Genomic DNA, 24,927 nt, shown 5'->3' on the forward strand with positions numbered 1-24,927 from the left:
CTTAGATCATGCCGCGCTTGCGCAACAGATCCAGCACTTGCCTGACGCTTTCTTCCAGCGACAACGACTGGGTGTCGACCACGAGGTCGGCATCCAGGGGCACGTCATACGGGAAGGACTCGCCCGGGATGTTGTCGCCACCGGCCGCGTACAGGCCTTGCGGATCACGCTCGGCGCAGACAGTCGGCGAAGCCTGGACGTAGACCGTCAGCAGACGATCCTTGCCGATCAGGTCTTCGGCCTGCTTGCGACCTTCTGCACTCGGCGCGACGAACGCCGCCAGAGTCAGCAGGCCCGCTTCGTTGAACTGACGCGCAACGTGCGCGGCACGCCGCCAGTTTTCGTTACGACCGGCGCGGTCCTGCGGCAGGCCCTTGTTCAGGTCATGACGCAGGTTCTGGCCATCCAGCACGAACACCGCACGGCCCATGTCGAACAGCTTGCGCTCGACCGCGTAGGCCAGCGTGCTCTTGCCCGCGCCCGACAGGCCGCTGAACAGCACGGTCGCCGGTTGCTGGCCGAAGCGCTGGGCACGCTCCTCAGTCGCTACATGGGCCAGTTTGCCGTGGTGCGAGGTGGCGCCATGGTTGAGCGGTTGCGCAACGATCATGCCGGCGCCGACGGTGCCGTTGGTCAAGCGATCGATGACAATGAAGGCGCCGGTGGTGCGGTTGCTGTCATAACCGTCGAGAGCGATCGGCGCGTCGAGAGCGATTTTCACCTTGCCGATTTCGTTCAGTTGCAACGCGCTCGCCGAACCTTCTTCGAGGGTGTTGACGTCGACCTTGTGGACGATGCTCGCAATCGAGCCCGGCACGTAGCTGGTGGCGCGCTTGATGTCGTATTTCTTGCCCGGCAGCATCGGCTCTTCAGCCATCCACACCAGCATCGCTTCGAAGCTGTCGGTGACCGGCGGCACGTTGTCGGCATGCACCAGCAGGTCGCCACGGGAGATGTCGATTTCGTCTTCCATGGTCAGCGTTACCGCTTGACCCGGACCGGCGTGCTCCAGTTCACCTTCGAAGGTGACGATGGATTTCACCCGGCTGCTCTTGCCCGACGGCAGCACCACGACTTCGTCGCCCTTGTGCACGATGCCGCTGGCCAGGGTGCCGGCGAAACCACGGAAGTTCAGGTTCGGACGGTTGACGTACTGCACCGGGAAACGCAGATCGGTGAAGTTGCGATCGCCCGCCACTTCCACGGTCTCGAGGATTTCCATCAGCGACTGGCCGGTGTACCACGGCGAACGCTCGGACTTGTTCACCACGTTGTCGCCTTTAAGGGCAGACATCGGCACGAAATGCAGGCTGGTCGGCTGCAGCTTCAGGCCTTCGGCGAACTTCAGGTAATCGGCCTTGATCGACTCGAACACATCCTGATCGAAGCCCTTGAGATCCATCTTGTTGATCGCGACGACGATGTGCTTGATGCCCAGCAACGAGGCGATGAAGCTGTGGCGACGGGTCTGGGTCTGCACGCCGTAACGGGCGTCGACCAGAATGATCGCCAGGTCACAGGTGGATGCACCGGTGGCCATGTTGCGGGTGTACTGCTCATGGCCGGGCGTGTCGGCGATGATGAATTTGCGTTTGGCGGTGGAGAAATAGCGGTAGGCGACATCGATGGTGATGCCCTGCTCACGCTCGGCCTGCAGGCCGTCGACCAGCAACGCCAGGTCGATGTCTTCACCGGTGGTGCCGACTTTCTTCGAATCGCGGGTGATGGCTTCCAGGTGATCTTCGTAGATCATCTTCGAGTCATGCAGCAGGCGCCCGATCAGGGTGCTCTTGCCGTCATCGACGTTACCGCAGGTCAAAAAGCGCAGCAGCTCTTTACGTTCGTGCTGGCCCAGGTAGGCGAGGATGTCCTCGCTGATCAAATCAGACTGGTGCGACATGACAACCCCTTAGAAATAACCCTGACGTTTTTTATCTTCCATCGAGCCTGCGCCATCGTGGTCGATGACCCGGCCCTGGCGCTCGGAAGTTCGCGTCAGGAGCATTTCCTGAATGATGTCCGTCAGGCTTTCGGCCTCGGACTCCACCGCGCCCGTCAACGGGTAGCAGCCAAGGGTACGGAAACGCACTTTCTTTTTGACGATGCGCGCCTTTTCTTCGTCGCTCAGGTGCTCGAGGATGCGCTCGTCATCGATCATGATCAGCGTGCCGTTCTTCTCGATCACGTCACGTTCGGCGGCGAAGTACAGCGGTACGATCGGGATACCTTCGAGGTAGATGTACTGCCAGATGTCCAGCTCGGTCCAGTTCGACAGCGGGAAGACGCGGATCGACTCGCCCTTGTTGACCTTGCCGTTGTAGACGTTCCACAGCTCCGGACGCTGGTTCTTCGGGTCCCAGCGGTGCTTGCTGTCGCGGAACGAGTACACGCGCTCCTTGGCGCGGGATTTCTCTTCATCGCGACGGGCACCGCCGAACGCGGCGTCGAAACCATGCTTGTCGAGTGCCTGCTTCAGGCCCTCGGTCTTCATGATGTCGGTGTGTTTGGCGCTGCCGTGGGTGAACGGGTTGATGTTCTGCGCCACGCCATCCGGGTTGATGTGGGTGATCAGGTCCAGGCCCAGATCCTCGACCATCTTGTCGCGGAACTTGTACATCTCCTGGAATTTCCACCGGGTGTCGACGTGCATCACCGGAAACGGCAGTTTGCCCGGGAAGAACGCCTTGCGTGCCAGGTGCAGCATCACGGCGGAGTCTTTACCGATGGAGTACAGCATCACCGGGTTGTCGAACTCGGCGGCCACCTCACGGATGATGTGGATGCTTTCCGCCTCCAGCTGTTTCAGATGCGTCAGTTTGTCGACCATGGCTACTCACGAAAGCTTTCTTATGAACGGCCAGCGGGCCGTGTTCGAGCGGGGAATCCTAGCACAGCGGCCTGCTTCTAATCAGGACGCAGGCTAGATCGAAAGGGTATATGAATATGCCCGCCTGTTTGGGGTGCGCGGGATCGAACCTGCGTCCTTCCGCCTCGCAATTGAAGGCGTTTTTCAGATCGGATTCGGGCAATCGATGAAGATGTGTTCGAGAGCAAAGCGCTTCGCCAGGTAGTCGCCCAGCGCCTGCACGCCATACCGCTCGGTGGCGTGGTGACCGGCGGCGATGAAGCTGATGTCGTTTTCCCGGGCGCTGTGGAAAGTCTGCTCGGAGGCCTCGCCGCTGAGGAACAAATCGACCCCCGCCGCGACCGCCTGATCGATATAGCCCTGGCCGCCGCCCGTACACCAGCCGACGCGCCGGATCATCGCGCTGCCTTCGACCAGCAACGGCTCGCGCCCCATGACCTCCTGCACACGGCGGGCAAAATCCCGGGCGGTCACCGGCTCGGCCAGGGAGCCGACCAGACCGACGATTTTCAGGTTGTCCGGATCCAGCGGGCCTTCGACAGTGATATCCAGCTGACGGGCGAGCTGCACGTTGTTGCCGACATCCCCATGCAGATCCAGCGGCAGGTGATAGGCCAGCAGGCTGATGTCGTGCTTGAGCAGGGTTTTCAACCGGCGCTGCTTCATGCCGGTGATGCACGGATTCTCGCCCTTCCAGAAATAGCCGTGATGCACCAGCACCAGATCGGCCTCGGCTTCGACGGCGGCATCGAGCAACGCCTGGCTGGCGGTGACGCCGCTGACGATGCGCATCACTTGCGGCCGGCCTTCGACCTGCAAGCCGTTGGGGCAATAATCGGCAATTTTTGCACTGCCGAGGTAACGGTCGGCTTCTTCGACCAGGGTACTGAGGGCAACGGCCATGAAAGACTCCTGAAAATCCCGTTCAGAGGCGCGCGCGGCCTCGTATAATGCGCGACATTATGGGCGGTCTGCCCCCGCCTGCAACTTTTCCAGGACGTGCTTAATGCTCAAGGCGCTGCGTTTTTTCGGCTGGCCGCTGTTGGCCGGTGTGCTTATCGCTCTGTTGATTATTCAGCGTTACCCGCAGTGGGTCGGGCTGCCAAGCCTCGACGTCAATCTGCAACAGGCCCCGCAGACCACCAGCGTGCAGCAGGGGCCGGTGTCCTATGCGGACGCGGTGACCATCGCTGCACCGTCGGTGGTCAACCTCTACACCACCAAGGTCGTCGCCAAACCGGCCCATCCGCTGTTCGAGGACCCACAGTTCCGGCGCTTCTTCGGTGACAACTCGCCGAAGCAGAAACGCATGGAATCGAGCCTCGGCTCCGGTGTGATCATGAGCCCGGAAGGCTATATCCTGACCAACAACCACGTGACCAGTGGCGCGGACCAGATCGTCGTGGCGCTCAAGGACGGTCGGGAAACCCTGGCCCGGGTGATCGGCAGCGACCCGGAAACCGACCTCGCTGTCCTGAAGATCGACCTGAAAAGCCTGCCGGCGATCACCGTCGGACGCTCCGACAACATCCGTATCGGCGACGTCGCGCTGGCCATCGGCAACCCGTTCGGCGTCGGCCAGACGGTGACCATGGGCATCATCAGTGCCACCGGGCGCAACCAGTTGGGCCTGAACAACTATGAAGACTTCATCCAGACCGATGCCGCGATCAACCCCGGTAACTCCGGCGGCGCGCTGGTCGATGCCAACGGCAACCTCACCGGGATCAACACCGCGATCTTCTCCAAGTCCGGCGGCTCCCAGGGCATCGGTTTTGCGATCCCGGTGAAACTGGCAATGGAAGTGATGAAGTCGATCATCGAACACGGCCAGGTGATTCGCGGCTGGCTCGGCATCGAAGTGCAGCCATTGACTCAGGAACTGGCGGAATCGTTCGGTCTGTCCGGACGTCCGGGGATCGTGGTGGCGGGGATTTTCCGCGACGGCCCGGCGCAAAAGGCCGGCCTGCAATTGGGTGACGTGATTCTGAGCATCGATGGCGAGCCGGCCGGTGACGGTCGTCGCTCGATGAACCAGGTGGCGCGGATCAAACCGACTGACAAAGTGACGATCCAGGTCATGCGCAACGGCAAGGAGTTGAAACTCACCGCCGAAATCGGTCTGCGCCCACCGCCGGCGCCGGTGCAGGAAAAAGAAGAGTAAGACTTCGTTTCGCGCGGGGCGCGCGAATAGAAGACATTCTCAACAGGCATGTTATATTGTTTCAATTGAAGAATTGGAACAACATAACATGTCGTCTCGGAAAAACGTCTCGCGACTCCGCTTGACCCTCGGCCTGCCTCTTGGATTGCTGGGTGATCCTGTCTTTGCCGAAGAGCCCCTGCCCCTGGAACTCGACGCCATCAGCGTCACTTCCGACTACGAATCGCCCACCGGGCCGGTCACTGGTTATCGCGCAACCCGTTCGAGCAGCGCGACCAAAACCGACGCGGCAATTCGTGATATACCGCAGGCCATCAGCGTGGTGCCGGCCGGCGTACTCAAGGATCTGGGCAGCAACAGCGTCGAGCGGGCACTGGATTTTGCCGGTGGCGTATCAAAGCAAAACAACTTCGGCGGCCTGACGCTTTACGAATACAGCGTGCGCGGCTTCACAACTTCCGAGTTCTACAAGGACGGCTTCAGCGCCAACCGTGGCTATCCGAGCACCCCGGACACGGCCAATATCGAGCGCATCGAAGTACTCAAGGGCCCGGCCGCCAGCCTGTACGGCCGTGGCGACCCGGGCGGCACGGTGAACATCGTCACCAAGAAACCGCAGCCCCACGCCTTCACCACCTTGCAGACCAGCGCCGGCAGTTGGGATCGCTATCGCACCGCGCTGGACGTCAACGCCCCGCTCGACGAACAGGGTGATGTCCTCTCGCGAATCAATCTGGCCATCGAAGACAATCACAGCTTCCGCGATCACGTCAGCAGCAAGCGGGTCTTCGCCGCCCCCTCGCTCAGTTGGCAGTTGAACCCGGACACGAGCCTGCTGGTGGAAAGCGAATTCGTCCGTCATAGCTCGACCTTCGACCGTGGCATCGTCGCGCCGGACAATAAATGGAGCGGCGTCTCGCGCTCGACGTTCCTCGGCGAACCCGATGACGGCGACATCGACAATCACAACAACATGCTCCAGGCCGCCCTCGAACATCATCTGAATGACGGCTGGAAACTGCGCCTGGCCAGCCACTACAAGGAAGGCAAACTCTGGGGCTACGCCTCGGAAAGTCGCCCGCTGAACGCCGACGGTCACAGCGTCAATCGACGCTATCGCGAGCGCGACAGCAACTGGCACGACAGCATCACTCAACTGGAATTACACGGCCTGTTCGACCTCGGCAGCTGGCAGCACGAATTGCTGGTCGGCACCGAGTACGAAAACTTCCGCAAGAACGAACGCGTCACCACCATTGCCGGTGGCCGCTATGCCATCGACATCTACAACCCGATCTACGGCCAGCCCAAACCTGACGGCGCACGCTCGGGCAGCGACTTTTTCGAACACGTCGAGAGCCACGCGCTGAACCTGCAGGACCAGATCATCTTCACCGACAAGCTGCGCGGGATGATTGGTGCGCGCTTCGAGCATTTCGACCAACGCATCGACGATCACTCCCGAGCCGCCAGCAGCCGCCAGAGTCACGACGCGCTGACTCAACGCGCCGGGCTGCTCTACCAACTGACACCGCAAACCGGGGTGTTCGCCAATGCCTCGAGCTCGTTCAAACCGAACAACGGCCTCGACGCCAGCGGTAAAGCGTTCAAGCCGGAAGAGGGCATCGGCTATGAGATCGGAATCAAGAACGAACTGTTCGACGAGCGCCTGAGCAGCACCCTCGCCTTCTTTCATATCGAAAAGGAAAACGTCCTTGCCCTCGATCCCCGTACTGATACCAGCCGGGCCATGGGCAAGGCGCGCAGCCAGGGTTTCGACCTGCAAGTCAGCGGTCAGGTGACCGACGCCGTGCGCGTCATCGGCGCCTTGGCTTACATCGACGCCGAAGTCACCAAGGGTGACGCCGTCGTTCCTGCCGGCAGCCGCATTCTCGGCGTCGCCCGGCGCAGCGGCAGTCTGTTGGGAGTCTATGAGTTTCAGGACGGCCTGCTGCGCGGCTCGGATGTCGGCGCTGCCTTCACCTATGTCGGCGACCGCTCGGGTGAGGCTGGCAGCGACTTCGAACTGCCGGCTTATCACACCGTCGACCTGCTGGCCCATTACAAGGCCAGCGACAACGTCACTGTCGGCCTGAACCTGAACAACCTGTTCGACGAAAAATATTACGAGCGCTCCTACAGCAACTACTGGGTCAATCCCGGCGAGCCGCGCACCTTCACTGTCAGCCTGACACTCAATCTGTAAAAGGACGTCACCATGCACTACAGCAAATCCCTTCTGCTCGTCGCAGCCCTGTTCGCCACTCAAGCCTCGGCCCATGGTCTATGGACTGAGCAGCGGCGCGGCAATATCGAAGTGGTCTACGGTCACGGCGCCGAGGACAACGCCTTCAAGGCGCAGAAAATCAGTGGCGCCTGGGCCTACGACGCAGCGGGAAAGATGATCCCGGTCAGCGTCGAACGTCTCGTGGATCACGCACGCCTGCAACCGCTGAAGTCACCTGCGATCATGGCCGTCGCGCTGGACAACGGCATGTGGTCGCAAACCGCTGACAAGAAATGGGTCAATGAAGGACGGAGCAAAGTCCCGGGCGCCATCGAGGCCACCCATACCTTCAAATACAGCCTGGCGATTTATCAGGCTGGAGCAAAGTTGCCCAAACTTGAGCAGATCAAACTGTTGATTCTGCCGGAAGTCGATCCGCTGACGGTCGGGCCGGGGAAATCACTGCCGGTACGCGTGCTGCTCGATGGCAAACCTGCAGCGGGAGTGAAGTTGATCGGCGATTATCGCAGCGCCCCGAACACCTTGAGTACCGAGACCGATAAGGATGGCCGCGCGCAGGTGTTGGTGCGCAACGAAGGTTTGAATGTGATTGCCGCGCAGGTGCAAGTGCCGGTCAAAGACAGCGCTGATGTCGACAGTCGGGGATTGTTCAGTTCGCTGACGTTCCTTGGCGAACCACATCACGAATGATCGACGCTGGCACCCAATAGCCAATTGACTGAAGCCCGGCGGTGCAAGCAAGCGAAACGGTATTGATACCTGTCAGTTCTGTCAGTCGTTGAAAACTTGTGCCGCCCATAACCTGATCCTGGTCGTTGAAATACCATTTCACTGATGAAGGGATCGCTAAATGAACATTTCGGAAAAAATTCAACAGACGGAACTGCCATCCGGCCCGAACCCGGAACAAGGCACTGACTTCGATTTAGGCAAGATCGAGATGGTATGGGGAAACCTGACTCTCCAATCACCCATCGTAAATTTCAATCAAGGCATGATCAGCGCGAATTACTTACGTGAGATCAGCGGCAACACAGGTGGGACCGACAACGACGTTGTCGTCATAAGCCTGCCCACGGGCGCGTCACATAACTTCCAGGAGTCTTATGTTCGCAACGACCCGAAATATCACTTCCCGTGGGCAATGAATTACGAGGGCAAGATGTATACGCCGGAAAGTGGCGCGATGACTGGAAAGTTCTCCGTCGGCTATCGCACGCTCGAGGCCACCATTCACTTCATTTTCAATGACCAGACAACAGCCAATATAAAATTCAAGGCGACCAAGAGAAACTGAGCGAAGTCGTGACCGCAGTGTTGGCTGACACAGTTCCCGCCTCGCAAGACAGGAACTGCGTTCATCACTGCGTTACAGCGAGCCCAACCCTTCGATCAACGCCTGATTCTGCTCCGGCGTGCCGATCGAGATCCGCAGGAACTGCGCAATCCGCTCCTGCTTGAAGTGCCGCACGATCACGCCCTGCTCGCGCAGTTTGGCCGCCAGCCCTGCCGCGTCATGTTGCGGGTGGCGGGCAAAGATGAAGTTCGCCGCCGACGGCAGCACCTCAAAGCCCTTGGCCTGCAACTGCGCGGTCACCCATTCGCGGCTCTCGATCACCAGACGGCAAGTCTTGTCGAAATACTCGCGATCCTCGAACGCTGCGGCCGCGCCGACATTCGCCAGACGATCCAGCGGATAGGAGTTGAAGCTGTTCTTGATCCGCTCCAGCGCTTCGATCAGATCGGGATGGCCCACCGCCAGCCCCACCCGCAGGCCGGCCAGCGAGCGCGACTTGGACAGGGTCTGGGTGACCAGCAGGTTCGGATAACGATCCACCAGGCTGATCGCCGTTTCACCGCCGAAGTCGATGTAGGCCTCATCCACCACCACAACCGATTCCGGGTTGGCCTTGAGAATTTGCTCGATCGCGTCCACCGCCAGCAGGCAACCGGTCGGCGCGTTCGGGTTGGGGAAAATGATCCCGCCGTTCGCTTTGGCGTAGTCCGCCGGATCGATCCGGAACTGTGCATCCAGCGGCACCGCATCGAACTGGATGCCGTACAGCCCGGCGTAAACCGGATAGAAGCTGTAGCTGATATCCGGGAACAGCAGCGGCTTGTCGTGTTGCAGCAGACCGTGGAAAACGTGGGCCAGCACCTCGTCGGAGCCGTTACCCAGGAACACCTGATTGCTTTGCACGCCGTAGTAGCTGGCCACCGCGTTTTTCAACAGGTCGCTGTTCGGATCCGGGTACAGGCGCAGGTTGTCGTTGAGCTCGGTCTGCATCGCCGCCAGGGCTTTTGGCGACGGACCATATGGGTTTTCGTTGGTGTTGAGCTTGACCAGTCGGGCCAGCTTCGGCTGTTCGCCCGGCACATACGGCACCAGATCCTTGACGAACGGACTCCAGAATTTACTCATCTTCACTCACCTTTCTTTTCGTCGAGGATGCGGTATTCGGCGCTGCGTGCGTGCGCGCTCAGGGATTCGCCACGGGCCAGTACCGACGCGGTCTTGCCCAGCTCCGAAGCACCGGCCTCGGAACAGAAGATGATCGACGAACGTTTCTGGAAGTCATACACACCCAGCGGCGAGGAGAAACGCGCGGTGCCGGAGGTCGGCAGTACGTGGTTCGGCCCGGCGCAGTAGTCGCCCAGTGCTTCGGAGGTGTGGCGGCCCATGAAAATCGCACCGGCGTGGCGGATCTGCGGCAGCCAGGCCTGTGGGTCGGCGACCGACAACTCAAGGTGTTCCGGGGCGATGCGGTTGGCGACTTCGATGGCCTGAGCCATGTCCCGCACCTGAATCAGCGCGCCACGGCCATTGATCGACGTTTCGATGATGGTCGCGCGGTCCATGGTCGGCAGCAGTTTGTCGATGCTCGCAGCGACCTTGTCGAGGAATCCGGCGTCCGGGCTGACCAGGATCGCTTGGGCATCTTCATCGTGCTCGGCCTGGGAGAACAGGTCCATGGCAATCCAGTCCGGATCGGTCTGGCCATCACACACCACGAGGATTTCCGACGGACCGGCAATCATGTCGATGCCGACCTGGCCGAACACATGACGCTTGGCCGTCGCCACATAGATGTTGCCCGGGCCGACCACCTTGTCCACCTGCGGCACGCTTTCGGTGCCGTAAGCCAGTGCCGCCACGGCTTGTGCGCCACCGATGGTGAAGACCCGGTCGACACCGGCGATGCAGGCGGCGGCCAGCACCAGTTCGTTGACTTCGCCTCGTGGCGTCGGCACCACCATGACCACTTCGGTCACGCCGGCCACCTTGGCCGGAATCGCGTTCATCAACACCGACGACGGGTATGACGCCTTGCCACCCGGCACATACAGGCCGGCGCGATCCAGCGGCGTGACCTTCTGACCGAGCACGGTGCCGTCAGCCTCGGTGTAGCTCCAGGAGTCCTGTTTCTGTTTTTCGTGATAGCTGCGCACCCGCGCTGCAGCCTTTTCCAGCGCTTCGCGCTGAGCCTCGGTGATGCGGGTCAGGGCCAGTTCCAGACGCTCGCGCGGCAGGATCAGATCGGCCATCGAGGCGACTTCGAGGCCGTCGAACTTCTGGGTGAACTCGACCAGCGCCGCGTCACCGCGCTCGCGCACAGCCTTGATGATGTCCAGCACCCGCTGATTGACCGAGTCGTCAGACACACTTTCCCAGCTCAGCAGATGATCCAGATGATGCGCGAAATCCGGGTCAGCAGCGTTGAGTCGGCGAATTGCAGTCGGTGCGGTCATAGCGAGAGCCTCATAGGAATGGCAAAAACTCAGGCGCCCTAACTTAGCAGTCGTTCCGCTTGGGCACCTGAGATTCTGGCTATGAGGCGGATAGACGGGCGCGACCTTGAGGTCGCGCAGGTACATCAGCCGCGGTGTCGCGATTCCACTGCCTTGCGCAGGGTATCGATCAACGCCTGGATACGGGCGTGTTGCATCTTCATCGAAGCCTTGTTGACCACCAGACGCGAGCTGATCGTGGCGATCAGTTCCTGGGGTTCCAGGCCATTGGCACGCAGGGTGTTGCCGGTGTCGACCACGTCGATGATCTTGTCGGCCAGGCCGATCAGCGGCGCCAGCTCCATCGAGCCGTAGAGCTTGATGATGTCGACCTGACGGCCCTGCTCGGCGTAGTAACGCTTGGCGACATTGACGAATTTGGTGGCGACGCGCAGGCGACCCTTGGGCTCGACAGCGCCGACCTTGCCGGCGGTCATCAGCTTGCACTGGGCAATCTGCAGGTCCAGCGGCTCATACAAGCCCTGGCCGCTGTATTCCATCAGCACGTCTTTACCGGCAACGCCGAGGTCGGCCGCGCCATGCTCGACATAGGTCGGCACGTCGGTGGCGCGCACGATCAGCAGGCGTACGTCTTCCTGGGTCGTGGGGATGATCAGCTTGCGGCTCTTGTCCGGATTCTCGGTCGGCACGATGCCCGCTTCGGCGAGAAGCGGCAGGGTGTCGTCAAGGATGCGGCCCTTGGACAGTGCAATGGTCAACATGGGTAACGTCAGTCCTTATCAAGGTACTCATGTCCGGTCGCAAATGGCGCCGGACACACATCGAGGGTTGCCCGATAAAAGACAACCCTCGACTCGAAACGAATTCAGCGGGCGCCTCCCTGCGCCCATACCGCAGCGACTAGCCCGGAACGCGACGGATCTTGGCGCCCAGCATCTGCAGTTTTTCTTCGATGCACTCGTAACCACGGTCGATGTGGTAGATGCGGTCGATCAGGGTATCGCCTTCGGCCACCAGGGCCGAGATCACCAGGCTGGCCGACGCACGCAGGTCGGTCGCCATGACTGGCGCGCCCTTGAGCACGTCGGTGCCGGTGACGATGGCGGTGTTGCCTTCGACCTGGATCTTGGCGCCCATGCGGTGCAGTTCGTAAACGTGCATGAAGCGGTTTTCGAAGATCGTCTCGATCACGGCGCCGGTGCCTTCGGCAACGGCGTTGAGCGAGATGAACTGCGCCTGCATGTCGGTCGGGAACGCCGGATACGGGGCGGTGCGGATGTTGACGGCTTTCGCGCGCTTGCCGTGCATGTTCAGCTCGATCCAGTCCTCACCGGTGGTGATTTCTGCGCCGGCTTCACGGAGTTTTTCCAGAACGGCTTCAAGGATGGTCGGATCGGTGTCCTTGACCTTGACGCGACCGCCGGTGACCGCAGCGGCCACCAGGTAGGTGCCGGTTTCGATACGGTCAGGCATGACTTTGAAGAACGTCGAATCCAGACGCTCGACGCCATCGATGGTGATGGTGTCGGTGCCGGCACCGGATACCTTCGCGCCCATGGCGTTGAGGAAGTTCGCCAGGTCGACGACTTCAGGCTCGCGGGCGGCGTTCTGCAGCACGCTGCGGCCCTTGGCCAGAGCGGCGGCCATCATGATGTTCTCGGTGCCGGTCACGCTGACGGTGTCAAAGAAGAAATGCGCACCGCGCAGGCCGCCTTCCGGCGCCTTGGCCTTGATGTAGCCGCCTTCGACGTCGATGACCGCGCCCATGGCTTCCAGGCCACGGATGTGCAGGTCCACCGGACGCGAACCGATGGCGCAACCGCCAGGCAGCGCGACTTCGGCTTCACCGAAGCGAGCGACCATCGGGCCGAGTACCAGGATCGACGCACGCATGGTTTTCACCAGTTCGTACGGAGCGACCAGGGTCTTGATGGTGCGCGGATCGATTTCGACGCTGAGCTTCTCGTCGATCACAGGCTCGATGCCCATGCGACCGAACAGCTCGATCATGGTGGTGATGTCGTGCAGGTGCGGCAGGTTGCCAACGGTCACCGGGCCATCACACAGCAGGGTGGCGGCCAGGATCGGCAGGGCGGAGTTCTTCGCCCCGGAGATGCGGATCTCGCCATCAAGACGAGCGCCACCGGTAATAATCAATTTATCCATAAGAATCTCGACGCCCTAGGGCTCAGGTGCGCTCGGCCCAGGCCGCGCTGCTGAAAAATTTCATCGTGACCGCGTGGATGCTGCCATCGGCGATCCATGGGTTCAAATGGGCATAGATGCTCTGCTGACGCTTGACCGGGCTTAACGCCGCCAGTTCATCGCTAATCACGTTCAGCTGGAAGTTGCAGCCTTCGCCTTCCACTTCCACCAGCGTTCCTGGCAGCTTCCCTTCAAGGAAGCTCTTCACTTCTACGGCCTGCATGCTCAACCTCAATCGGCGCCCTGTGCGCGCGGGTCGGACATCATACAAAAAAGCCCCGCGCCTGCGAACCCCGCTTGGCAGGACTCTGACGGGGGGCTTTCCTGTCGATGCGGGTTCAGAGTTACGTCAACAGCTCGGTCAGCTCGCTGACCTGAGCGATTTCACGCATGTCTTCGGGCATCGCCCGGATACTCACGGCCTTGCCGGCCGCCTTCGCATCACGCATGAAGCACAGCAGCAACGACAGGCCGACGCTGCTGGACTTCACCACCGCCGAACAATCGATCACGAGCGAAGCGGCCTTGCTGGACTTGATCAGCGCCTGACCTTCCTTGCGCAGATCCGGACCGGTGCGGTAATTCAGCTCTCCGCTGAGCAGCAGCTCGTCGACATCACTCATTCGTACCGCCGCCTCACTCATTGCGCTGGCTTCTGTTCCGCGTCGGCGGACTGCTTGGCCTTGGCGACTTCCCCGGCCCAACCGTTGATGGTTTTGTCCAGGTCATTGCCATTGCGCTGCATCGCGTCGGCGAACTGATCGCGGAACAGCTTGCCGATGTTGATGCCGTTGATGATCACGTTGCGCAGTTTCCACTCGCCGTTGATCTTCTCCAAGGTGTACGACACAGGATAGATCGCGCCGTTGTTGCCCTTGACGGTCATGCCGACGCTGGTGCGGTCGCCCGACTCATCCTTCGGCGCATCGACGGTGATGCCCTGGTTGTTGTACTCGAGCAAGGCGTTGCCGTAGAACTGGAACAGGCCTTTCTTGAAGTTTTCCTGGAAGGTCTGCATCTGCGCAGGCGTGGCCTTGCGCGAATACTTGACCGTCATGATGCTCTTGGAAATGCCCTCGGCATCCACCACCGGACCGACGATGCTGTTCAGCGCAGCATAGAAGTCGTTCGGGTCCTGTTTGTACTTCTCTTTATTGGCAGCCAGGTCGGCCAGCATGCGGTTGGTCGTGTCCTGGACCAGATCGTGTGCCGTAGGCGCCGCCACGGCGTTAGCCACCAGCGGCAGTGCCGCAAGCAACACCAACAGGCCACGTCGCAAGGTAGAGATCATTCAAAAGCTCCTCATTTGGCGTCTTTGCTAACGGTATTGAGCAGGAATTTACCGATCAGATCCTCCAGCACCAGCGACGACTGCGTGTCGTGGATGGTTCCACCATCCTTGAGACGGGTGTCTTCCCCGCCCACGCTGATGCCGATGTATTTTTCGCCCAGCAGGCCAGCAGTCAGGATAGATGCTGTGGAGTCGGTCGGCAGATTGTCGACGCTTTTATCCACCAGCAAAGTCACCCGACCGGTGAAGCTGTCACGGTCCAGATCGATCGCCGTGACCTTGCCGATCGTCACACCGGCCATGGTCACTTTAGCTCTGACCGTCAAACCGGCGATATTGTCGAAATACGCATAAAGTTTATAAGTGTCGGTGGTCGAAGTCGGAGACAGGCCGCTGACCCGCAACGCAAGCAGCAGCAAAGCCAGGATCCCTGCCAGCAGGAACAGGCCGACACCGATTTCCAGGGTGCGGTTTTGCATCAGAAATCTCCAAACATCAAAGCGGTCAGAATAAAGTCCAGACCGAGCACTGCCAGCGAGGCATAAACCACGGTCTTGGTGGTGGCACGACTGATCCCCTCGGAAGTGGGCTCACAGTCATAGCCTTGGAATACGGCGATCCAGGTCACGACAAAGGCGAAAACCGCGCTCTTGATGATGCCATTGAGCACATCGTCGGCGAAGTCCACGCTGTTCTGCATGTTCGACCAGTAGGAGCCGTCATAGACCCCCAGCCAGTCGACCGCCACCCACGAACCGCCCCAGATGCCCACCACGCTGAAAATCATCGCCAGCACCGGCAGGGAAATGAAGCCGGCCCACAGGCGCGGGGCAATGATGTACTTGAGCGGGTCGACCCCGATCATTTCCAGGCTGGAAAGCTGTTCGGTGGATTTCATGTTGCCGATCTCCGCCGTCAGCGCCGAACCGGCACGCCCGGCGAACAGCAGCGCAGTCACCACCGGACCGAGCTCACGCAACAGCGTCAGGGCGACCATCTGCCCGACCGCCTGCTCCGAGCCGTAGCTCGACAGGATATTGAAACCCTGCAGCGCCAGCACCATGCCGATGAAGATCCCCGAAACGACGATGATCACCAGCGACATCACGCCGACCGAATGCAATTGCTTGACCAGCAGGCCGAAACCGCCGCCGATGCCGCCACGGCCCAGCAAGGCGTGAAACAGGAACAGTGTCGAGCGCCCGAACACCGCAACGGAGTCGATCGCCGCACTGCCGAACCGGCGCACGCGCTCTATCAATGAAATTCTGCGCATCAGCGGCGCTTCCCCAGAAGATCTGCGCGGTAATCCGGCGCTGGAAAGTGGTACGGAACCGGGCCGTCAGGATCGCCGGTCATGAACTGGCGAATGCGCGGATCGTCCGAGCTCATCAGTTCATCCGGCGTGCCCTGCCCCAATACCTGGCCGTCGCCGACCACATAGATATAGTCAGCGATGCTCGCGGTCTCGGCCAGGTCGTGGGAAACCACGATGCTGGTGATCCCCAGCGCATCGTTGAGCAGACGGATCAGGCGCACCAGAACGCCCATGGCGATCGGGTCCTGGCCGACAAAGGGTTCGTCGTACATCAGGATCTGCGGATCGAGGGCAATCGCCCGGGCCAGAGCGACACGGCGTTTCATGCCACCGGACAGTTCGTCTGGCATCAGCTCGATGGCGCCGCGCAACCCGACCGCCTGCAATTTGAGCAGGACGATGTCGCGGATCATCTCTTCCGGCAATTCGGTGTGGACACGCAGGGGGAACGCCACGTTCTCGAACACATCGAGATCGGTGAACAGCGCACCGCTCTGGAACAGCACGCCCATATGCTTGCGCGCATCGAACAGATCGCTGCGCGACAGCTTCGGCAGGTTCTGGCCGTTGACCCAGACCTCGCCTTTCGACGGCCGCAACTGGGCGCCCATCAGACGCAGCAGCGTAGTCTTGCCGCACCCGGAAGGTCCCATGATGCCGGTGACCTTGCCCCGCGGGATGCGGATATCGACGTTATTGAAAATGCTCCGCGATCCGCGCTTGAAGGTGACGCCCTTCAGCTCGACCGCGTAGGCGTTATCGGCACTCATCTAAACTCCTTGCGATGCAGCCTCTCACTCGGACGCCTGGCTTTCTCAAAGGAAAGCGCTTACATCCCGGGCAGGCCGAACTGGCGGCGAACTATATCACCGCAAAGGCCAAGCGCCCAAGGCCTGTGCCCGGCCACGTTCAGGGATATGACAGGCTCGATGCATTATTTAAGGCAATTGGTAACGAGTAATGACAAAGGGTGACGAACTAGCGTGAGGCTTTTCGACAGAACCGCTATAATCGCCGCCTTTTCATCGGGCTATACGATTTCTGACATGAGCCAATCCAGCGACCTGATTCAATCGGCACAACGCACCATCCGCCTCGAAATGGAAGCCGTACAAGGCTTGCTGCCCCATATCGACGCCGATTTCGTACGCGCCTGCGAGATGATTCTGGCGAGCAAGGGCCGTGTCGTCGTGGTAGGCATGGGCAAGTCCGGGCACGTCGGCAACAAGATCGCCGCCACCCTGGCGAGCACCGGCACCCCGGCATTTTTCGTTCATCCGGCCGAAGCCAGCCACGGCGACATGGGCATGATTACCCGCGATGACGTGATCCTGGCCCTGTCGAACTCCGGCTCGACCAACGAAATCGTGACCCTGCTGCCGCTGATCAAACGCCTGGGCATCCAGCTCATCAGCGTGACCGGCAACCCGCAATCACCGCTGGCCAAGGCCGCCGAGGTCAATCTCAACGTCCATGTCGAGCACGAAGCCTGCCCGCTGAATCTGGCACCGACCTCCTCGACCACCGCAGCACTGGTGATGGGCGACGCCCTGGCCGTGGCGCTGCTGGAGGCACGCGGCTTCACCGCCGAAGATTTCGCCTTTTCCCATCCGGGTGGCGCGCTGGGCCGGCGCCTGTTGCTGAAAGTGGAAAACGTCATGCACGCCGGCGAGGAGCTGCCACAGGTACAACGCGGCACCCTGCTCAAGGACGCGCTGATGGAAATGACCCGCAAGGGCCTGGGCATGACCGTGATTCTCGAAGCCGACGGCAAACTCGCCGGGATCTTCACCGACGGCGACCTGCGCCGCACCCTGGATCGCAGCATCGACGTCCACAGCGCCACCATCGATCAGGTGATGACCGTACATGGCAAGACCGCCCGCGCCGAGATGCTCGCCGCCGAGGCCCTGAAAATCATGGAAGACCATCGAATCAACGCACTGGTCGTCGTGGATGAGGAAGACCGCCCGGTCGGCGCCTTCAACCTTTCCGATCTGCTGCGTGCAGGAGTGATGTAAATGAACACCGATCTGCTGCAACGCGGCAAAGCGATCAAACTGGCGGTTTTCGACGTCGATGGCGTCCTCACCGACGGACGCCTGTACTTCCTCGAGGACGGCAGCGAGTTCAAGGCCTTCAACACCCTCGACGGCCAGGGCATCAAGATGCTGATGAACGCCGGGGTGCAAACCGCGATCATCAGCGGCCGCAAGACCCCGGTGGTCGAACGTCGGGCGAAGAATCTCGGTATCCCGCACCTGTTTCAGGGCCGCGAGGACAAATTGGTCGTCCTGGACGGCCTTCTCGAGCAACTGGGCCTAAGCTATGAACAGGTCGCCTACCTCGGTGACGACCTGCCCGACCTGCCGGTGATTCGCCGCGTAGGCCTGGGCATGGCCGTGGCCAACGCCGCCGGATTCGTCCGCGAGCACGCCCATGGCGTCACCCTCGCCCGTGGTGGCGAAGGTGCCGCCCGGGAATTCTGCGAATTGATCCTGCGCGCCCAGGACCGCCTCGATGCGGCCAATGCCGCGTATCTGTGAGTCAAATAATGTTCAGCAAAAAAGTTCGCAATGTATTGGTGTTCGGCTGTATCGCGGCGATTTTCGCTGCGGTCGGCTATTGGAACATCAGCCCGGAGCGCTTCCTCGACAAGCCTCCCGTCTCGACCGTCGACAACCCGATCGACTGGTACGCGACCAACACGCACACCCTGCAATACCTCGAAGACGGCAGGGTGCAGTACGAAATGACCTCGGAAAAAGCCGAGCACGTCAAAGCCACCGACGTCACCCTGGTCACCAAACCTGACCTGAACATGTTCCGTGGCACCGATTTTCCGTGGCATGTGACCAGCGAACGCGGTGAAGTGAATTCTGGCGGCACCGAGGTCGAGCTGATCGACTCGGTTCGCGTCAAGCGCACCGACGAAAAGAACCGCGACACCCTGATCACCTCCACTCGCATGACGGTGTTCCCGCAGCAACAATATGCGCAGACCCAGCAACCCGTTAGAATCGACGGCGCTGGCGGTGTATCGACCGGCGTGGGAATGAAAGCGTATCTGAAGGAAAGCAGGATACACCTGCTATCGAACGTAAGAGGACAGTATGAGGCTCGTTAAAACCCTCCCTATTTTGCTCAGTCTGGGCGCAGCACTGGGAAGCGTGAGCGCCTGGGCTCTGCCGAACGATCAACAGCAGCCAATCCGCATTCAGGCCGACGATGCCCAGCTGGACGACAAGAATGGCGTTGCCACTTATAAAGGCGACGTGATCATCACTCAGGGTTCGATGATCGTCAAAGGCAACACCGTGACCATGACCCGTGCGCCAAACGGCGACATCGATGTCGTGACCTCGGTCGGCAACCTCGCCTACTTCGAACAACTGCAGACCCAGGGTGACGCCAAGCCTGTACAAGGCTGGGGCGTGACGATCCAGTACCACGCCCAGCAAAACCGCGTCGTGCTGATCGACAAGGCCAAGGTTGTCGACAAGGACAACAACGTCACCCAGGGCGAGAAAATCGTCTACGACACGGTCAAGAAGCTGGCAAGCGCCGGCCGTGCCACCGGCAGCAAGGTCACCGAAGCGCGCCCACGCATCGACATGGTGATCCAGCCGAAAAAGAAAACCGATGAGAAAACCCAGTAATGGCAACTCTGAAAGCTCAGCACCTGGCCAAGGCCTATAAAAGCCGCCAGGTCGTGCGCGACGTCAGCCTGTCGATCGACAGTGGCCAGATCGTCGGCCTGCTCGGCCCCAACGGCGCCGGCAAGACCACCTGCTTCTACATGATCGTCGGCCTGGTGCAGGCCGATCAGGGTCGCGTACTGATCGACGACCTCGACGTCAGCCACCAGCCGATGCACGGTCGCGCCAAGGCCGGCATCGGCTATCTGCCGCAAGAAGCGTCGATCTTCCGCAAACTGTCGGTAGCCGACAACATCATGGCCATCCTCGAGACCCGCAAGGAACTCGACAAGGCCGGCCGTCGCAAGGAGCTGGAAAGCCTGCTGCAGGAATTCCACATCAGCCACATCCGCGACAACCTCGGCATGAGCCTGTCCGGTGGTGAACGCCGCCGGGTGGAAATCGCCCGCGCCCTGGCAACCGCACCGAAATTCATCCTGCTCGACGAACCGTTCGCCGGCGTGGACCCGATTTCGGTGGGCGACATCAAGCAGATCATCCACCACCTCAAGGCGAAGGGCATCGGCGTCCTGATCACCGACCACAACGTGCGCGAGACGCTGGACATCTGTGAAACCGCCTACATCGTCAACGACGGCCAATTGATTGCCGAAGGCGACGCCGAGACCATCCTCGCCAACGATCTGGTGAAGGAAGTGTATCTGGGGCACGAGTTCCGCCTGTAAGCACTGAGTTACCCGATCGACCGCTCGGGCGCTGCGTCAGTAAAACGGCTTTTTATGGGTTTTTATTGTTACAGCGCTCCAGGCAAACACGCCGCTTCAAAGGTGTTCAACCGCCAGCCGGAGCGACGCGTCAACAAAGTTTTATAGGTTTTTATTGTTACAGCGCTCTAGGCAAACACTTCAGTTTCAGGCATATAATTTGCTTAAGTTTGGCGCTCCGGCGCCCTGTAGTGGATGGCGCATGTGCGCCGGCGAATAAGGTGTTAAGCCCCTGCCATGAAACCATCGCTAGTCTTGAGAATGGGCCAGCAGCTGACGATGACACCGCAGCTGCAACAGGCCATCCGCCTGCTCCAATTGTCGACCCTGGACCTGCAACAGGAAATCCAGGAGGCCCTGGAGTCCAATCCGATGCTCGAACGCCAGGAAGAAGGCGACGACTTCGACAACTCCGATCCCCTGGCCGACAACGCCGAACAGAAGCCCAACACCGAGATTCAGGAACCCTCCTACCAGGAAACCGCCCCGACGGTGGACAACCTCGAGGACGGCGAATGGAACGAACGCATCCCCAACGAACTTCCGGTCGACACCGCCTGGGAAGACGTCTACCAGACCAGCGCCAGCAGCCTGCCCAGCAGCGATGATGACGAGTGGGACTTCACCACCCGCACCTCCGCCGGCGAAAGCCTGCAAAGCCATCTGTTGTGGCAGCTGAACCTGGCGCCGATGTCGGACACCGATCGCCTGATCGCCGTGACCCTGATCGACTGCATCAATAATCAGGGCTACCTCGACGAAACCCTCGAGGAAATCCTCGACGCCTTCGACCCGGAACTGGATATCGAACTGGACGAGATCGAAGCCGTCCTGCACCGCATCCAGCAATTCGAGCCCGCCGGCATCGGTGCGCGCAATCTCGGTGAATGCCTGTTGCTGCAACTGCGCCAGCTGTCGGCCAAGACGCCTTGGCTGACCGAGGCCAAACGCCTGGTCACCGACTACATCGACCTGCTCGGCAGCCGTGATTACAGCCAACTGATGCGGCGCATGAAGCTCAAGGAAGACGAGCTGCGTCAGGTCATCGAACTGGTGCAGAGCCTCAACCCGCGCCCGGGTTCGCAGATCGAGTCCACCGAAGCCGAATACGTTGTACCTGACGTCATCGTGCGCAAGGACAACGAGCGCTGGCTGGTCGAACTCAATCAGGAGTCGGTGCCGCGCCTTCGCGTCAATGCGCAATACGCAGGTTTCGTCCGTCGCGCCGACACCAGCGCCGACAATACCTTCATGCGCAACCAGTTGCAGGAAGCGCGCTGGTTCATCAAGAGCCTGCAAAGCCGCAACGAAACCCTGATGAAAGTGGCCACCCAGATCGTCGAGCATCAGCGCGGCTTCCTGGAGTACGGCGACGAAGCCATGAAACCGCTGGTCCTGCACGATATCGCCGAGGCGGTGGGCATGCACGAATCGACGATCTCCCGGGTGACCACGCAAAAATTCATGCATACCCCCCGGGGCATTTATGAACTGAAATACTTTTTCTCCAGCCACGTCAGCACCTCCGAAGGCGGCGAATGCTCGTCCACGGCGATCCGCGCGATCATCAAGAAACTGGTCGCCGCGGAAAATCAGAAAAAGCCGTTGAGTGACAGCAAGATCGCTGGTTTACTGGAGGCACAAGGCATTCAGGTGGCTCGCCGCACCGTCGCCAAGTACCGCGAATCCCTCGGGATCGCGCCTTCGAGCGAACGCAAGCGGTTGATGTAAGCCACGTTACAGCGTTCCAGTGGTAGATCATCTGATCTACCGCTTTATGCACTGGCAACGAAGGAGAAGCTGTATGCAAGTCAACATCAGTGGACACCAACTGGAAGTGACCCAACCCCTGCGCGACTACGTTGAGCAAAAGCTCAAGAGGCTCGAGGGGCATTTCGACAAGATCACCAACGTTCAGGTCATCCTGTCCGTCGAAAAGCTGAAGCAGAAAATCGAAGCCACGCTGCATATTCCTGGTAATGAAGTCGTCGCCAACGCGGAAGATTCCAACATGTACGCGGCGATTGACGCATTGGCCGACAAGCTGGACAAACAACTCAAAAAGCATAAGGAAAAGACCCAGAGCCTGCTTCAGGGCGCTACCGGTCGATAACCCCCCAATCCATGATCCGACTTGAAAGTATCCTGACCCCCGGCCGTTCCCTGGTGAACGTGCCGGGCGGCAGCAAAAAGAAAGCCCTCGAACAAATTGCCAACCTGATCGCCCGCGAGGTGCCGGATCTGGAGATGCAGGATGTCTTCGAGGCGCTGGTGGCCCGTGAAAAACTCGGTTCGACCGGTTTTGGCAACGGCATCGCCATTCCTCACTGCCGCCTCAAGGGCTGCGAAGCACCGATCAGTGCCTTGATGCACCTTGATGCACCTATCGATTTCGATGCGATTGACGGTGCGCCAGTCGACCTGTTGTTCGTCCTGCTGGTTCCGGAAGCGGCCACGGACGCACACCTGGAACTGCTCCGTCAGATCGCCAGCATGCTTGACCGCAAGGACGTGCGCGACCGACTGCGCAGCGCGCCCAGCAACGAAGCTTTGTACCAGGTCGTACTGGAAGAGCAGAACAGGCCGTAATCATGCGCTTGATCATCGTCAGTGGCCGCTCCGGCTCGGGTAAAAGCACTGCCCTGGATGTCCTCGAGGACAACGGCTATTACTGCATCGACAACCTGCCGGCGGGCCTGCTGCCGGAACTGGCCGAGCGCGCCCTGATCCACACCGAGCTGTCCCAGCCGCTGGTGGCGGTTTCGATCGATGCACGCAACCTGCCCAGCCATCTGTCGCGTTTTCCCGAATTGCTCGAGGAAGTCCGCAGCCGCCACATCCAGTGCGATGTGCTTTATCTGGACGCTGACGAAGAAACCCTGCTCAAGCGTTTTTCGGAAACCCGTCGCCGCCACCCGCTGAGCAGCGCGAATCGCTCGCTGGCGGAAGCCATTGAAGACGAAACCGCCCTGCTCGGCCCCATCGCCGACCTGGCCGACCTCAAGGTCAACACCACCAGCCTCAATCTTTATCAGCTGCGTGACACCATCAAGTTGCGTCTGCTGAACCAGCCGGAGCCGGGCACGGCGTTTCTGGTCGAGTCGTTTGGTTTCAAACGCGGCATGCCGGTGGATGCCGATCTGGTATTCGACGTACGCTGCCTGCCCAATCCTTACTGGAAACCGGAGCTGCGCGCGCAGTCCGGCCTCGATGAGCCGGTTGCCGAGTACCTGGCGGCGCAACCGGAAGTCGAAGAGATGTACCAGGACATTTACGCTTACCTGCACAAGTGGTTGCCGCGTTTTGCCGCAAGCAACCGCGCTTATGTCACTATCGCCATCGGCTGCACCGGCGGGCATCACCGTTCCGTCTACCTGACCGAACGTCTGGGCCAGGCGCTGCACAAGACCCTGAAGAACGTCCAGGTTCGCCACCGCGACCTCAGCTAAAGGATTCACACCGCGATGCCTGCTCTGGAAATCGAAATCATCAACAAGCTGGGCCTGCATGCCCGCGCATCGGCCAAGTTCGTCGGAGTGGCGGGGCAGTTTCCCGATTGCTCGATCAGAGTCGGCCGTACCCCGGAAACCACCGTCGACGGCAAAAGCATCATGGCAATGATGATGCTTGCCGCCGGCAAGGGCACCAAGATTCACTTGAGCACCGAAGGGCATCAGGAACAGGAAGCGCTGGATGCCCTGGTCGCGCTGATCAACAACTACTTCGATGAAGGTGGTTGAACCGCAGGATCAGCCCAACGCCGTATCCATCACCATCATCAGACAAAACCCGATCAACAGGCCCAGGCTTGCCAGTTTGTCGTGACCACTGCGTCGCGATTCGGGAATGACTTCGTGAGTCACCACCAGCAACATCGCCCCCGCCGCCAGCGCCAGCCCCAGTGGCAGCAACAGTTCGGCCAGACTCACCAGCCAGGCGCATAGCAAGGCAAACACCGGCTCGACCAGACCCGACGCCGCGCCGATCAAAAACGCCTTGAACCGCGACATCCCTGCCCCGGCCAGCACCAGCGCGATCACCAGACCTTCCGGCACGTCCTGCAGGGCGATGCCCATGGCCAGACTGTCCGCGTCCGGCATGCCGCCGCCGGCCGAGACGCCGACCGCCATGCCTTCCGGGATGTTATGGGCAATGATGGCGAACACGAACAGCCAGATACGCGGCGGAATCACCGGATGCTCGGCCGTGCCGATCAGCATTTCCGGTGATGCGCCGGACACCCGGCGATCCACCAGATACAAGCCAAACGCACCGAGCAGGATGCCGAAGCAGATCAGGCCACTGGCCGCCCATGGCGTCAGGCCAAGGCTTTCAGCGGCGGCGATGCCCGGCACGATCAACGAAAACGCTGTCGCCGCGAGCATCACTCCGGCACCAAAACCCAGCAAGGTATCGCTCAACGCTTGCGGCATGCGCCGGATCACCAGCACCGGCACCGCGCCGAGCGCCGTGCCGAGGGCGCAGATCGCGCCGCCCTGCAATGCCCGTGACAGTTTCGGCTCCAGATCCAGCCATTCCAGCCCGTGGGCGACCAGCAAGGTCATGCCCGCCAACAGCAACAGCGAGCCGAATGCGTAACGAAACATACGTCCACTTCCGATCGCCAGTGTTTCAGTGCCCATAGTCAGCCTTGGATTGTTT

Annotated in this window: 28 protein-coding genes; 14 read left to right on the forward strand and 14 right to left on the reverse strand. The window is 60.5% G+C overall.

The annotated features are described in order from the left end of the window. Window position 1: 1 nt before the first annotated feature. The 3 genes from cysN to KVQ74_RS10185 form a co-directional block, all read right to left on the reverse strand. Window positions 2-1,900 (reverse strand): sulfate adenylyltransferase subunit CysN, encoded by a 1,899-nt coding sequence (gene cysN / locus KVQ74_RS10175; RefSeq protein ID WP_217830944.1) that lies wholly within the window; start codon window positions 1,898-1,900, stop codon window positions 2-4. A 9-nt stretch (window positions 1,901-1,909) separates the two neighbouring features. Beyond that, window positions 1,910-2,827, reverse strand: coding sequence for a sulfate adenylyltransferase subunit CysD (gene cysD / locus KVQ74_RS10180; protein WP_217830945.1), 918 nt, complete (start codon window positions 2,825-2,827; stop codon window positions 1,910-1,912). A 183-nt stretch (window positions 2,828-3,010) separates the two neighbouring features. Then, window positions 3,011-3,769 (reverse strand): Nif3-like dinuclear metal center hexameric protein, encoded by a 759-nt coding sequence (locus KVQ74_RS10185; protein WP_217830946.1) that lies wholly within the window; start codon window positions 3,767-3,769, stop codon window positions 3,011-3,013. A gap of 103 nt (window positions 3,770-3,872) precedes the next feature. Between KVQ74_RS10185 and algW the strand changes: the two genes are divergently transcribed. From algW to KVQ74_RS10205, 4 genes are all read left to right on the forward strand, one after another. Continuing rightward, window positions 3,873-5,030 carry a Do family serine endopeptidase AlgW gene (algW, locus tag KVQ74_RS10190; RefSeq protein ID WP_217830947.1) on the forward strand — a complete coding sequence of 386 codons (1,158 nt, stop codon included), beginning with the start codon at window positions 3,873-3,875 and terminating at the stop codon, window positions 5,028-5,030. Between the two features lie 88 nt (window positions 5,031-5,118). Next, a complete protein-coding gene (locus KVQ74_RS10195) occupies window positions 5,119-7,236 on the forward strand; it encodes a TonB-dependent siderophore receptor (protein ID WP_217830948.1) in 2,118 nt (705 codons plus the stop codon). 12 nt (window positions 7,237-7,248) lie between these two features. Next, window positions 7,249-7,968 (forward strand): DUF4198 domain-containing protein, encoded by a 720-nt coding sequence (locus KVQ74_RS10200; RefSeq protein WP_217830949.1) that lies wholly within the window; start codon window positions 7,249-7,251, stop codon window positions 7,966-7,968. A gap of 160 nt (window positions 7,969-8,128) precedes the next feature. After that, entirely contained in the window at window positions 8,129-8,575 is a 447-nt protein-coding gene (locus KVQ74_RS10205) for a hypothetical protein (protein ID WP_217830950.1), read from the forward strand. 72 nt (window positions 8,576-8,647) lie between these two features. Here KVQ74_RS10205 and hisC read toward each other — a convergent pair whose 3' ends face one another. The 10 genes from hisC to KVQ74_RS10255 form a co-directional block, all read right to left on the reverse strand. Then, complete coding sequence (gene hisC, locus KVQ74_RS10210) at window positions 8,648-9,700, reverse strand: histidinol-phosphate transaminase (RefSeq protein ID WP_217830951.1); 1,053 nt, start codon at window positions 9,698-9,700, stop codon at window positions 8,648-8,650. Between the two features lie 2 nt (window positions 9,701-9,702). After that, window positions 9,703-11,028 (reverse strand): histidinol dehydrogenase, encoded by a 1,326-nt coding sequence (hisD, locus tag KVQ74_RS10215; RefSeq protein WP_217830952.1) that lies wholly within the window; start codon window positions 11,026-11,028, stop codon window positions 9,703-9,705. Window positions 11,029-11,153: 125 nt separating this feature from the next. Further along, entirely contained in the window at window positions 11,154-11,789 is a 636-nt protein-coding gene (gene hisG, locus KVQ74_RS10220) for an ATP phosphoribosyltransferase (RefSeq protein ID WP_085746934.1), read from the reverse strand. A gap of 139 nt (window positions 11,790-11,928) precedes the next feature. Next, window positions 11,929-13,194, reverse strand: coding sequence for a UDP-N-acetylglucosamine 1-carboxyvinyltransferase (murA, locus tag KVQ74_RS10225; RefSeq protein ID WP_217830953.1), 1,266 nt, complete (start codon window positions 13,192-13,194; stop codon window positions 11,929-11,931). 22 nt (window positions 13,195-13,216) lie between these two features. Beyond that, a complete protein-coding gene (locus tag KVQ74_RS10230; RefSeq protein ID WP_039769303.1) occupies window positions 13,217-13,456 on the reverse strand; it encodes a BolA family protein in 240 nt (79 codons plus the stop codon). A 121-nt stretch (window positions 13,457-13,577) separates the two neighbouring features. Then, window positions 13,578-13,877 (reverse strand): STAS domain-containing protein, encoded by a 300-nt coding sequence (locus tag KVQ74_RS10235; protein ID WP_217830954.1) that lies wholly within the window; start codon window positions 13,875-13,877, stop codon window positions 13,578-13,580. After that, on the reverse strand, window positions 13,874-14,524 hold the full coding sequence (locus KVQ74_RS10240) for an MlaC/ttg2D family ABC transporter substrate-binding protein (protein WP_217830955.1): 651 nt from the start codon (window positions 14,522-14,524) through the stop codon (window positions 13,874-13,876). Before KVQ74_RS10240 ends, KVQ74_RS10235 begins: the two co-directional genes overlap by 4 nt. 11 nt (window positions 14,525-14,535) lie before the next feature. Beyond that, window positions 14,536-15,003 (reverse strand): outer membrane lipid asymmetry maintenance protein MlaD, encoded by a 468-nt coding sequence (mlaD, locus tag KVQ74_RS10245; RefSeq protein ID WP_217830956.1) that lies wholly within the window; start codon window positions 15,001-15,003, stop codon window positions 14,536-14,538. Next, window positions 15,003-15,800 (reverse strand): lipid asymmetry maintenance ABC transporter permease subunit MlaE, encoded by a 798-nt coding sequence (gene mlaE / locus KVQ74_RS10250; protein ID WP_217830957.1) that lies wholly within the window; start codon window positions 15,798-15,800, stop codon window positions 15,003-15,005. Before mlaE ends, mlaD begins: the two co-directional genes overlap by 1 nt. Beyond that, window positions 15,800-16,612, reverse strand: a complete 813-nt coding sequence (locus KVQ74_RS10255) for an ATP-binding cassette domain-containing protein (protein WP_217830958.1) — start codon at window positions 16,610-16,612, stop codon at window positions 15,800-15,802. The genes mlaE and KVQ74_RS10255 overlap by 1 nt, the downstream gene beginning before the upstream one ends. Before the next feature lie 276 nt (window positions 16,613-16,888). Between KVQ74_RS10255 and KVQ74_RS10260 the strand changes: the two genes are divergently transcribed. The 10 genes from KVQ74_RS10260 (at window position 16,889) to KVQ74_RS10305 (ending at window position 24,005) form a co-directional block, all read left to right on the forward strand. Beyond that, window positions 16,889-17,863, forward strand: a complete 975-nt coding sequence (locus KVQ74_RS10260) for a KpsF/GutQ family sugar-phosphate isomerase (RefSeq protein WP_217830959.1) — start codon at window positions 16,889-16,891, stop codon at window positions 17,861-17,863. Then, window positions 17,864-18,388 (forward strand): KdsC family phosphatase, encoded by a 525-nt coding sequence (locus KVQ74_RS10265; RefSeq protein ID WP_217830960.1) that lies wholly within the window; start codon window positions 17,864-17,866, stop codon window positions 18,386-18,388. A gap of 8 nt (window positions 18,389-18,396) precedes the next feature. Further along, on the forward strand, window positions 18,397-18,969 hold the full coding sequence (gene lptC / locus KVQ74_RS10270; protein ID WP_217830961.1) for an LPS export ABC transporter periplasmic protein LptC: 573 nt from the start codon (window positions 18,397-18,399) through the stop codon (window positions 18,967-18,969). Beyond that, window positions 18,956-19,501, forward strand: coding sequence for a lipopolysaccharide transport periplasmic protein LptA (gene lptA, locus KVQ74_RS10275; RefSeq protein ID WP_217830962.1), 546 nt, complete (start codon window positions 18,956-18,958; stop codon window positions 19,499-19,501). The genes lptC and lptA overlap by 14 nt, the downstream gene beginning before the upstream one ends. Continuing rightward, window positions 19,501-20,226, forward strand: coding sequence for an LPS export ABC transporter ATP-binding protein (lptB, locus tag KVQ74_RS10280; RefSeq protein ID WP_217830963.1), 726 nt, complete (start codon window positions 19,501-19,503; stop codon window positions 20,224-20,226). Before lptA ends, lptB begins: the two co-directional genes overlap by 1 nt. A 276-nt stretch (window positions 20,227-20,502) precedes the next feature. Next, complete coding sequence (locus tag KVQ74_RS10285) at window positions 20,503-21,996, forward strand: RNA polymerase factor sigma-54 (RefSeq protein WP_217830964.1); 1,494 nt, start codon at window positions 20,503-20,505, stop codon at window positions 21,994-21,996. A 73-nt stretch (window positions 21,997-22,069) separates the two neighbouring features. Then, window positions 22,070-22,378, forward strand: coding sequence for a ribosome hibernation-promoting factor, HPF/YfiA family (gene hpf / locus KVQ74_RS10290; protein WP_217830965.1), 309 nt, complete (start codon window positions 22,070-22,072; stop codon window positions 22,376-22,378). 11 nt (window positions 22,379-22,389) lie between these two features. Continuing rightward, window positions 22,390-22,854 (forward strand): PTS IIA-like nitrogen regulatory protein PtsN, encoded by a 465-nt coding sequence (gene ptsN, locus KVQ74_RS10295; protein WP_217830966.1) that lies wholly within the window; start codon window positions 22,390-22,392, stop codon window positions 22,852-22,854. A 2-nt stretch (window positions 22,855-22,856) separates the two neighbouring features. Next, window positions 22,857-23,714, forward strand: a complete 858-nt coding sequence (gene rapZ / locus KVQ74_RS10300) for an RNase adapter RapZ (RefSeq protein WP_217830967.1) — start codon at window positions 22,857-22,859, stop codon at window positions 23,712-23,714. A 15-nt stretch (window positions 23,715-23,729) separates the two neighbouring features. Continuing rightward, window positions 23,730-24,005: an HPr family phosphocarrier protein gene (locus KVQ74_RS10305; RefSeq protein ID WP_217830968.1), complete on the forward strand. Its 276-nt coding sequence runs from the start codon at window positions 23,730-23,732 to the stop codon at window positions 24,003-24,005. Between the two features lie 9 nt (window positions 24,006-24,014). Here KVQ74_RS10305 and KVQ74_RS10310 read toward each other — a convergent pair whose 3' ends face one another. Then, complete coding sequence (locus KVQ74_RS10310; protein ID WP_217830969.1) at window positions 24,015-24,908, reverse strand: ZIP family metal transporter; 894 nt, start codon at window positions 24,906-24,908, stop codon at window positions 24,015-24,017. Window positions 24,909-24,927: the final 19 nt, after the last annotated feature.

Source organism: Pseudomonas botevensis, from assembly GCF_019145475.1.
GTDB classification, from domain to species: domain Bacteria; phylum Pseudomonadota; class Gammaproteobacteria; order Pseudomonadales; family Pseudomonadaceae; genus Aquipseudomonas; species Aquipseudomonas botevensis.

What these genes read in the sequence shown, in the direction of transcription:
- KVQ74_RS10185 (WP_217830946.1), bottom strand. Translation starts at nt 3,769, where the DNA reads ATGGCCGTTGCCCTCAGTACCCTGGTCGAAGAAGCCGACCGTTACCTC.
- murA (WP_217830953.1), bottom strand. Translation starts at nt 13,194, where the DNA reads ATGGATAAATTGATTATTACCGGTGGCGCTCGTCTTGATGGCGAGATC.
- cysD (WP_217830945.1), bottom strand. Translation starts at nt 2,827, where the DNA reads ATGGTCGACAAACTGACGCATCTGAAACAGCTGGAGGCGGAAAGCATC.
- KVQ74_RS10200 (WP_217830949.1), top strand. Translation starts at nt 7,249, where the DNA reads ATGCACTACAGCAAATCCCTTCTGCTCGTCGCAGCCCTGTTCGCCACT.
- hisG (WP_085746934.1), bottom strand. Translation starts at nt 11,789, where the DNA reads ATGTTGACCATTGCACTGTCCAAGGGCCGCATCCTTGACGACACCCTG.
- rapZ (WP_217830967.1), top strand. Translation starts at nt 22,857, where the DNA reads ATGCGCTTGATCATCGTCAGTGGCCGCTCCGGCTCGGGTAAAAGCACT.
- KVQ74_RS10205 (WP_217830950.1), top strand. Translation starts at nt 8,129, where the DNA reads ATGAACATTTCGGAAAAAATTCAACAGACGGAACTGCCATCCGGCCCG.
- KVQ74_RS10240 (WP_217830955.1), bottom strand. Translation starts at nt 14,524, where the DNA reads ATGATCTCTACCTTGCGACGTGGCCTGTTGGTGTTGCTTGCGGCACTG.
- KVQ74_RS10265 (WP_217830960.1), top strand. Translation starts at nt 17,864, where the DNA reads ATGAACACCGATCTGCTGCAACGCGGCAAAGCGATCAAACTGGCGGTT.
- lptC (WP_217830961.1), top strand. Translation starts at nt 18,397, where the DNA reads ATGTTCAGCAAAAAAGTTCGCAATGTATTGGTGTTCGGCTGTATCGCG.
- KVQ74_RS10285 (WP_217830964.1), top strand. Translation starts at nt 20,503, where the DNA reads ATGAAACCATCGCTAGTCTTGAGAATGGGCCAGCAGCTGACGATGACA.
- hisC (WP_217830951.1), bottom strand. Translation starts at nt 9,700, where the DNA reads ATGAGTAAATTCTGGAGTCCGTTCGTCAAGGATCTGGTGCCGTATGTG.
- lptA (WP_217830962.1), top strand. Translation starts at nt 18,956, where the DNA reads ATGAGGCTCGTTAAAACCCTCCCTATTTTGCTCAGTCTGGGCGCAGCA.
- KVQ74_RS10235 (WP_217830954.1), bottom strand. Translation starts at nt 13,877, where the DNA reads ATGAGTGAGGCGGCGGTACGAATGAGTGATGTCGACGAGCTGCTGCTC.
- cysN (WP_217830944.1), bottom strand. Translation starts at nt 1,900, where the DNA reads ATGTCGCACCAGTCTGATTTGATCAGCGAGGACATCCTCGCCTACCTG.
- mlaE (WP_217830957.1), bottom strand. Translation starts at nt 15,800, where the DNA reads ATGCGCAGAATTTCATTGATAGAGCGCGTGCGCCGGTTCGGCAGTGCG.
- KVQ74_RS10230 (WP_039769303.1), bottom strand. Translation starts at nt 13,456, where the DNA reads ATGCAGGCCGTAGAAGTGAAGAGCTTCCTTGAAGGGAAGCTGCCAGGA.
- KVQ74_RS10310 (WP_217830969.1), bottom strand. Translation starts at nt 24,908, where the DNA reads ATGGGCACTGAAACACTGGCGATCGGAAGTGGACGTATGTTTCGTTAC.
- KVQ74_RS10195 (WP_217830948.1), top strand. Translation starts at nt 5,119, where the DNA reads ATGTCGTCTCGGAAAAACGTCTCGCGACTCCGCTTGACCCTCGGCCTG.
- KVQ74_RS10305 (WP_217830968.1), top strand. Translation starts at nt 23,730, where the DNA reads ATGCCTGCTCTGGAAATCGAAATCATCAACAAGCTGGGCCTGCATGCC.
- KVQ74_RS10260 (WP_217830959.1), top strand. Translation starts at nt 16,889, where the DNA reads ATGAGCCAATCCAGCGACCTGATTCAATCGGCACAACGCACCATCCGC.
- algW (WP_217830947.1), top strand. Translation starts at nt 3,873, where the DNA reads ATGCTCAAGGCGCTGCGTTTTTTCGGCTGGCCGCTGTTGGCCGGTGTG.
- ptsN (WP_217830966.1), top strand. Translation starts at nt 22,390, where the DNA reads ATGATCCGACTTGAAAGTATCCTGACCCCCGGCCGTTCCCTGGTGAAC.
- hisD (WP_217830952.1), bottom strand. Translation starts at nt 11,028, where the DNA reads ATGACCGCACCGACTGCAATTCGCCGACTCAACGCTGCTGACCCGGAT.
- lptB (WP_217830963.1), top strand. Translation starts at nt 19,501, where the DNA reads ATGGCAACTCTGAAAGCTCAGCACCTGGCCAAGGCCTATAAAAGCCGC.
- mlaD (WP_217830956.1), bottom strand. Translation starts at nt 15,003, where the DNA reads ATGCAAAACCGCACCCTGGAAATCGGTGTCGGCCTGTTCCTGCTGGCA.
- hpf (WP_217830965.1), top strand. Translation starts at nt 22,070, where the DNA reads ATGCAAGTCAACATCAGTGGACACCAACTGGAAGTGACCCAACCCCTG.
- KVQ74_RS10255 (WP_217830958.1), bottom strand. Translation starts at nt 16,612, where the DNA reads ATGAGTGCCGATAACGCCTACGCGGTCGAGCTGAAGGGCGTCACCTTC.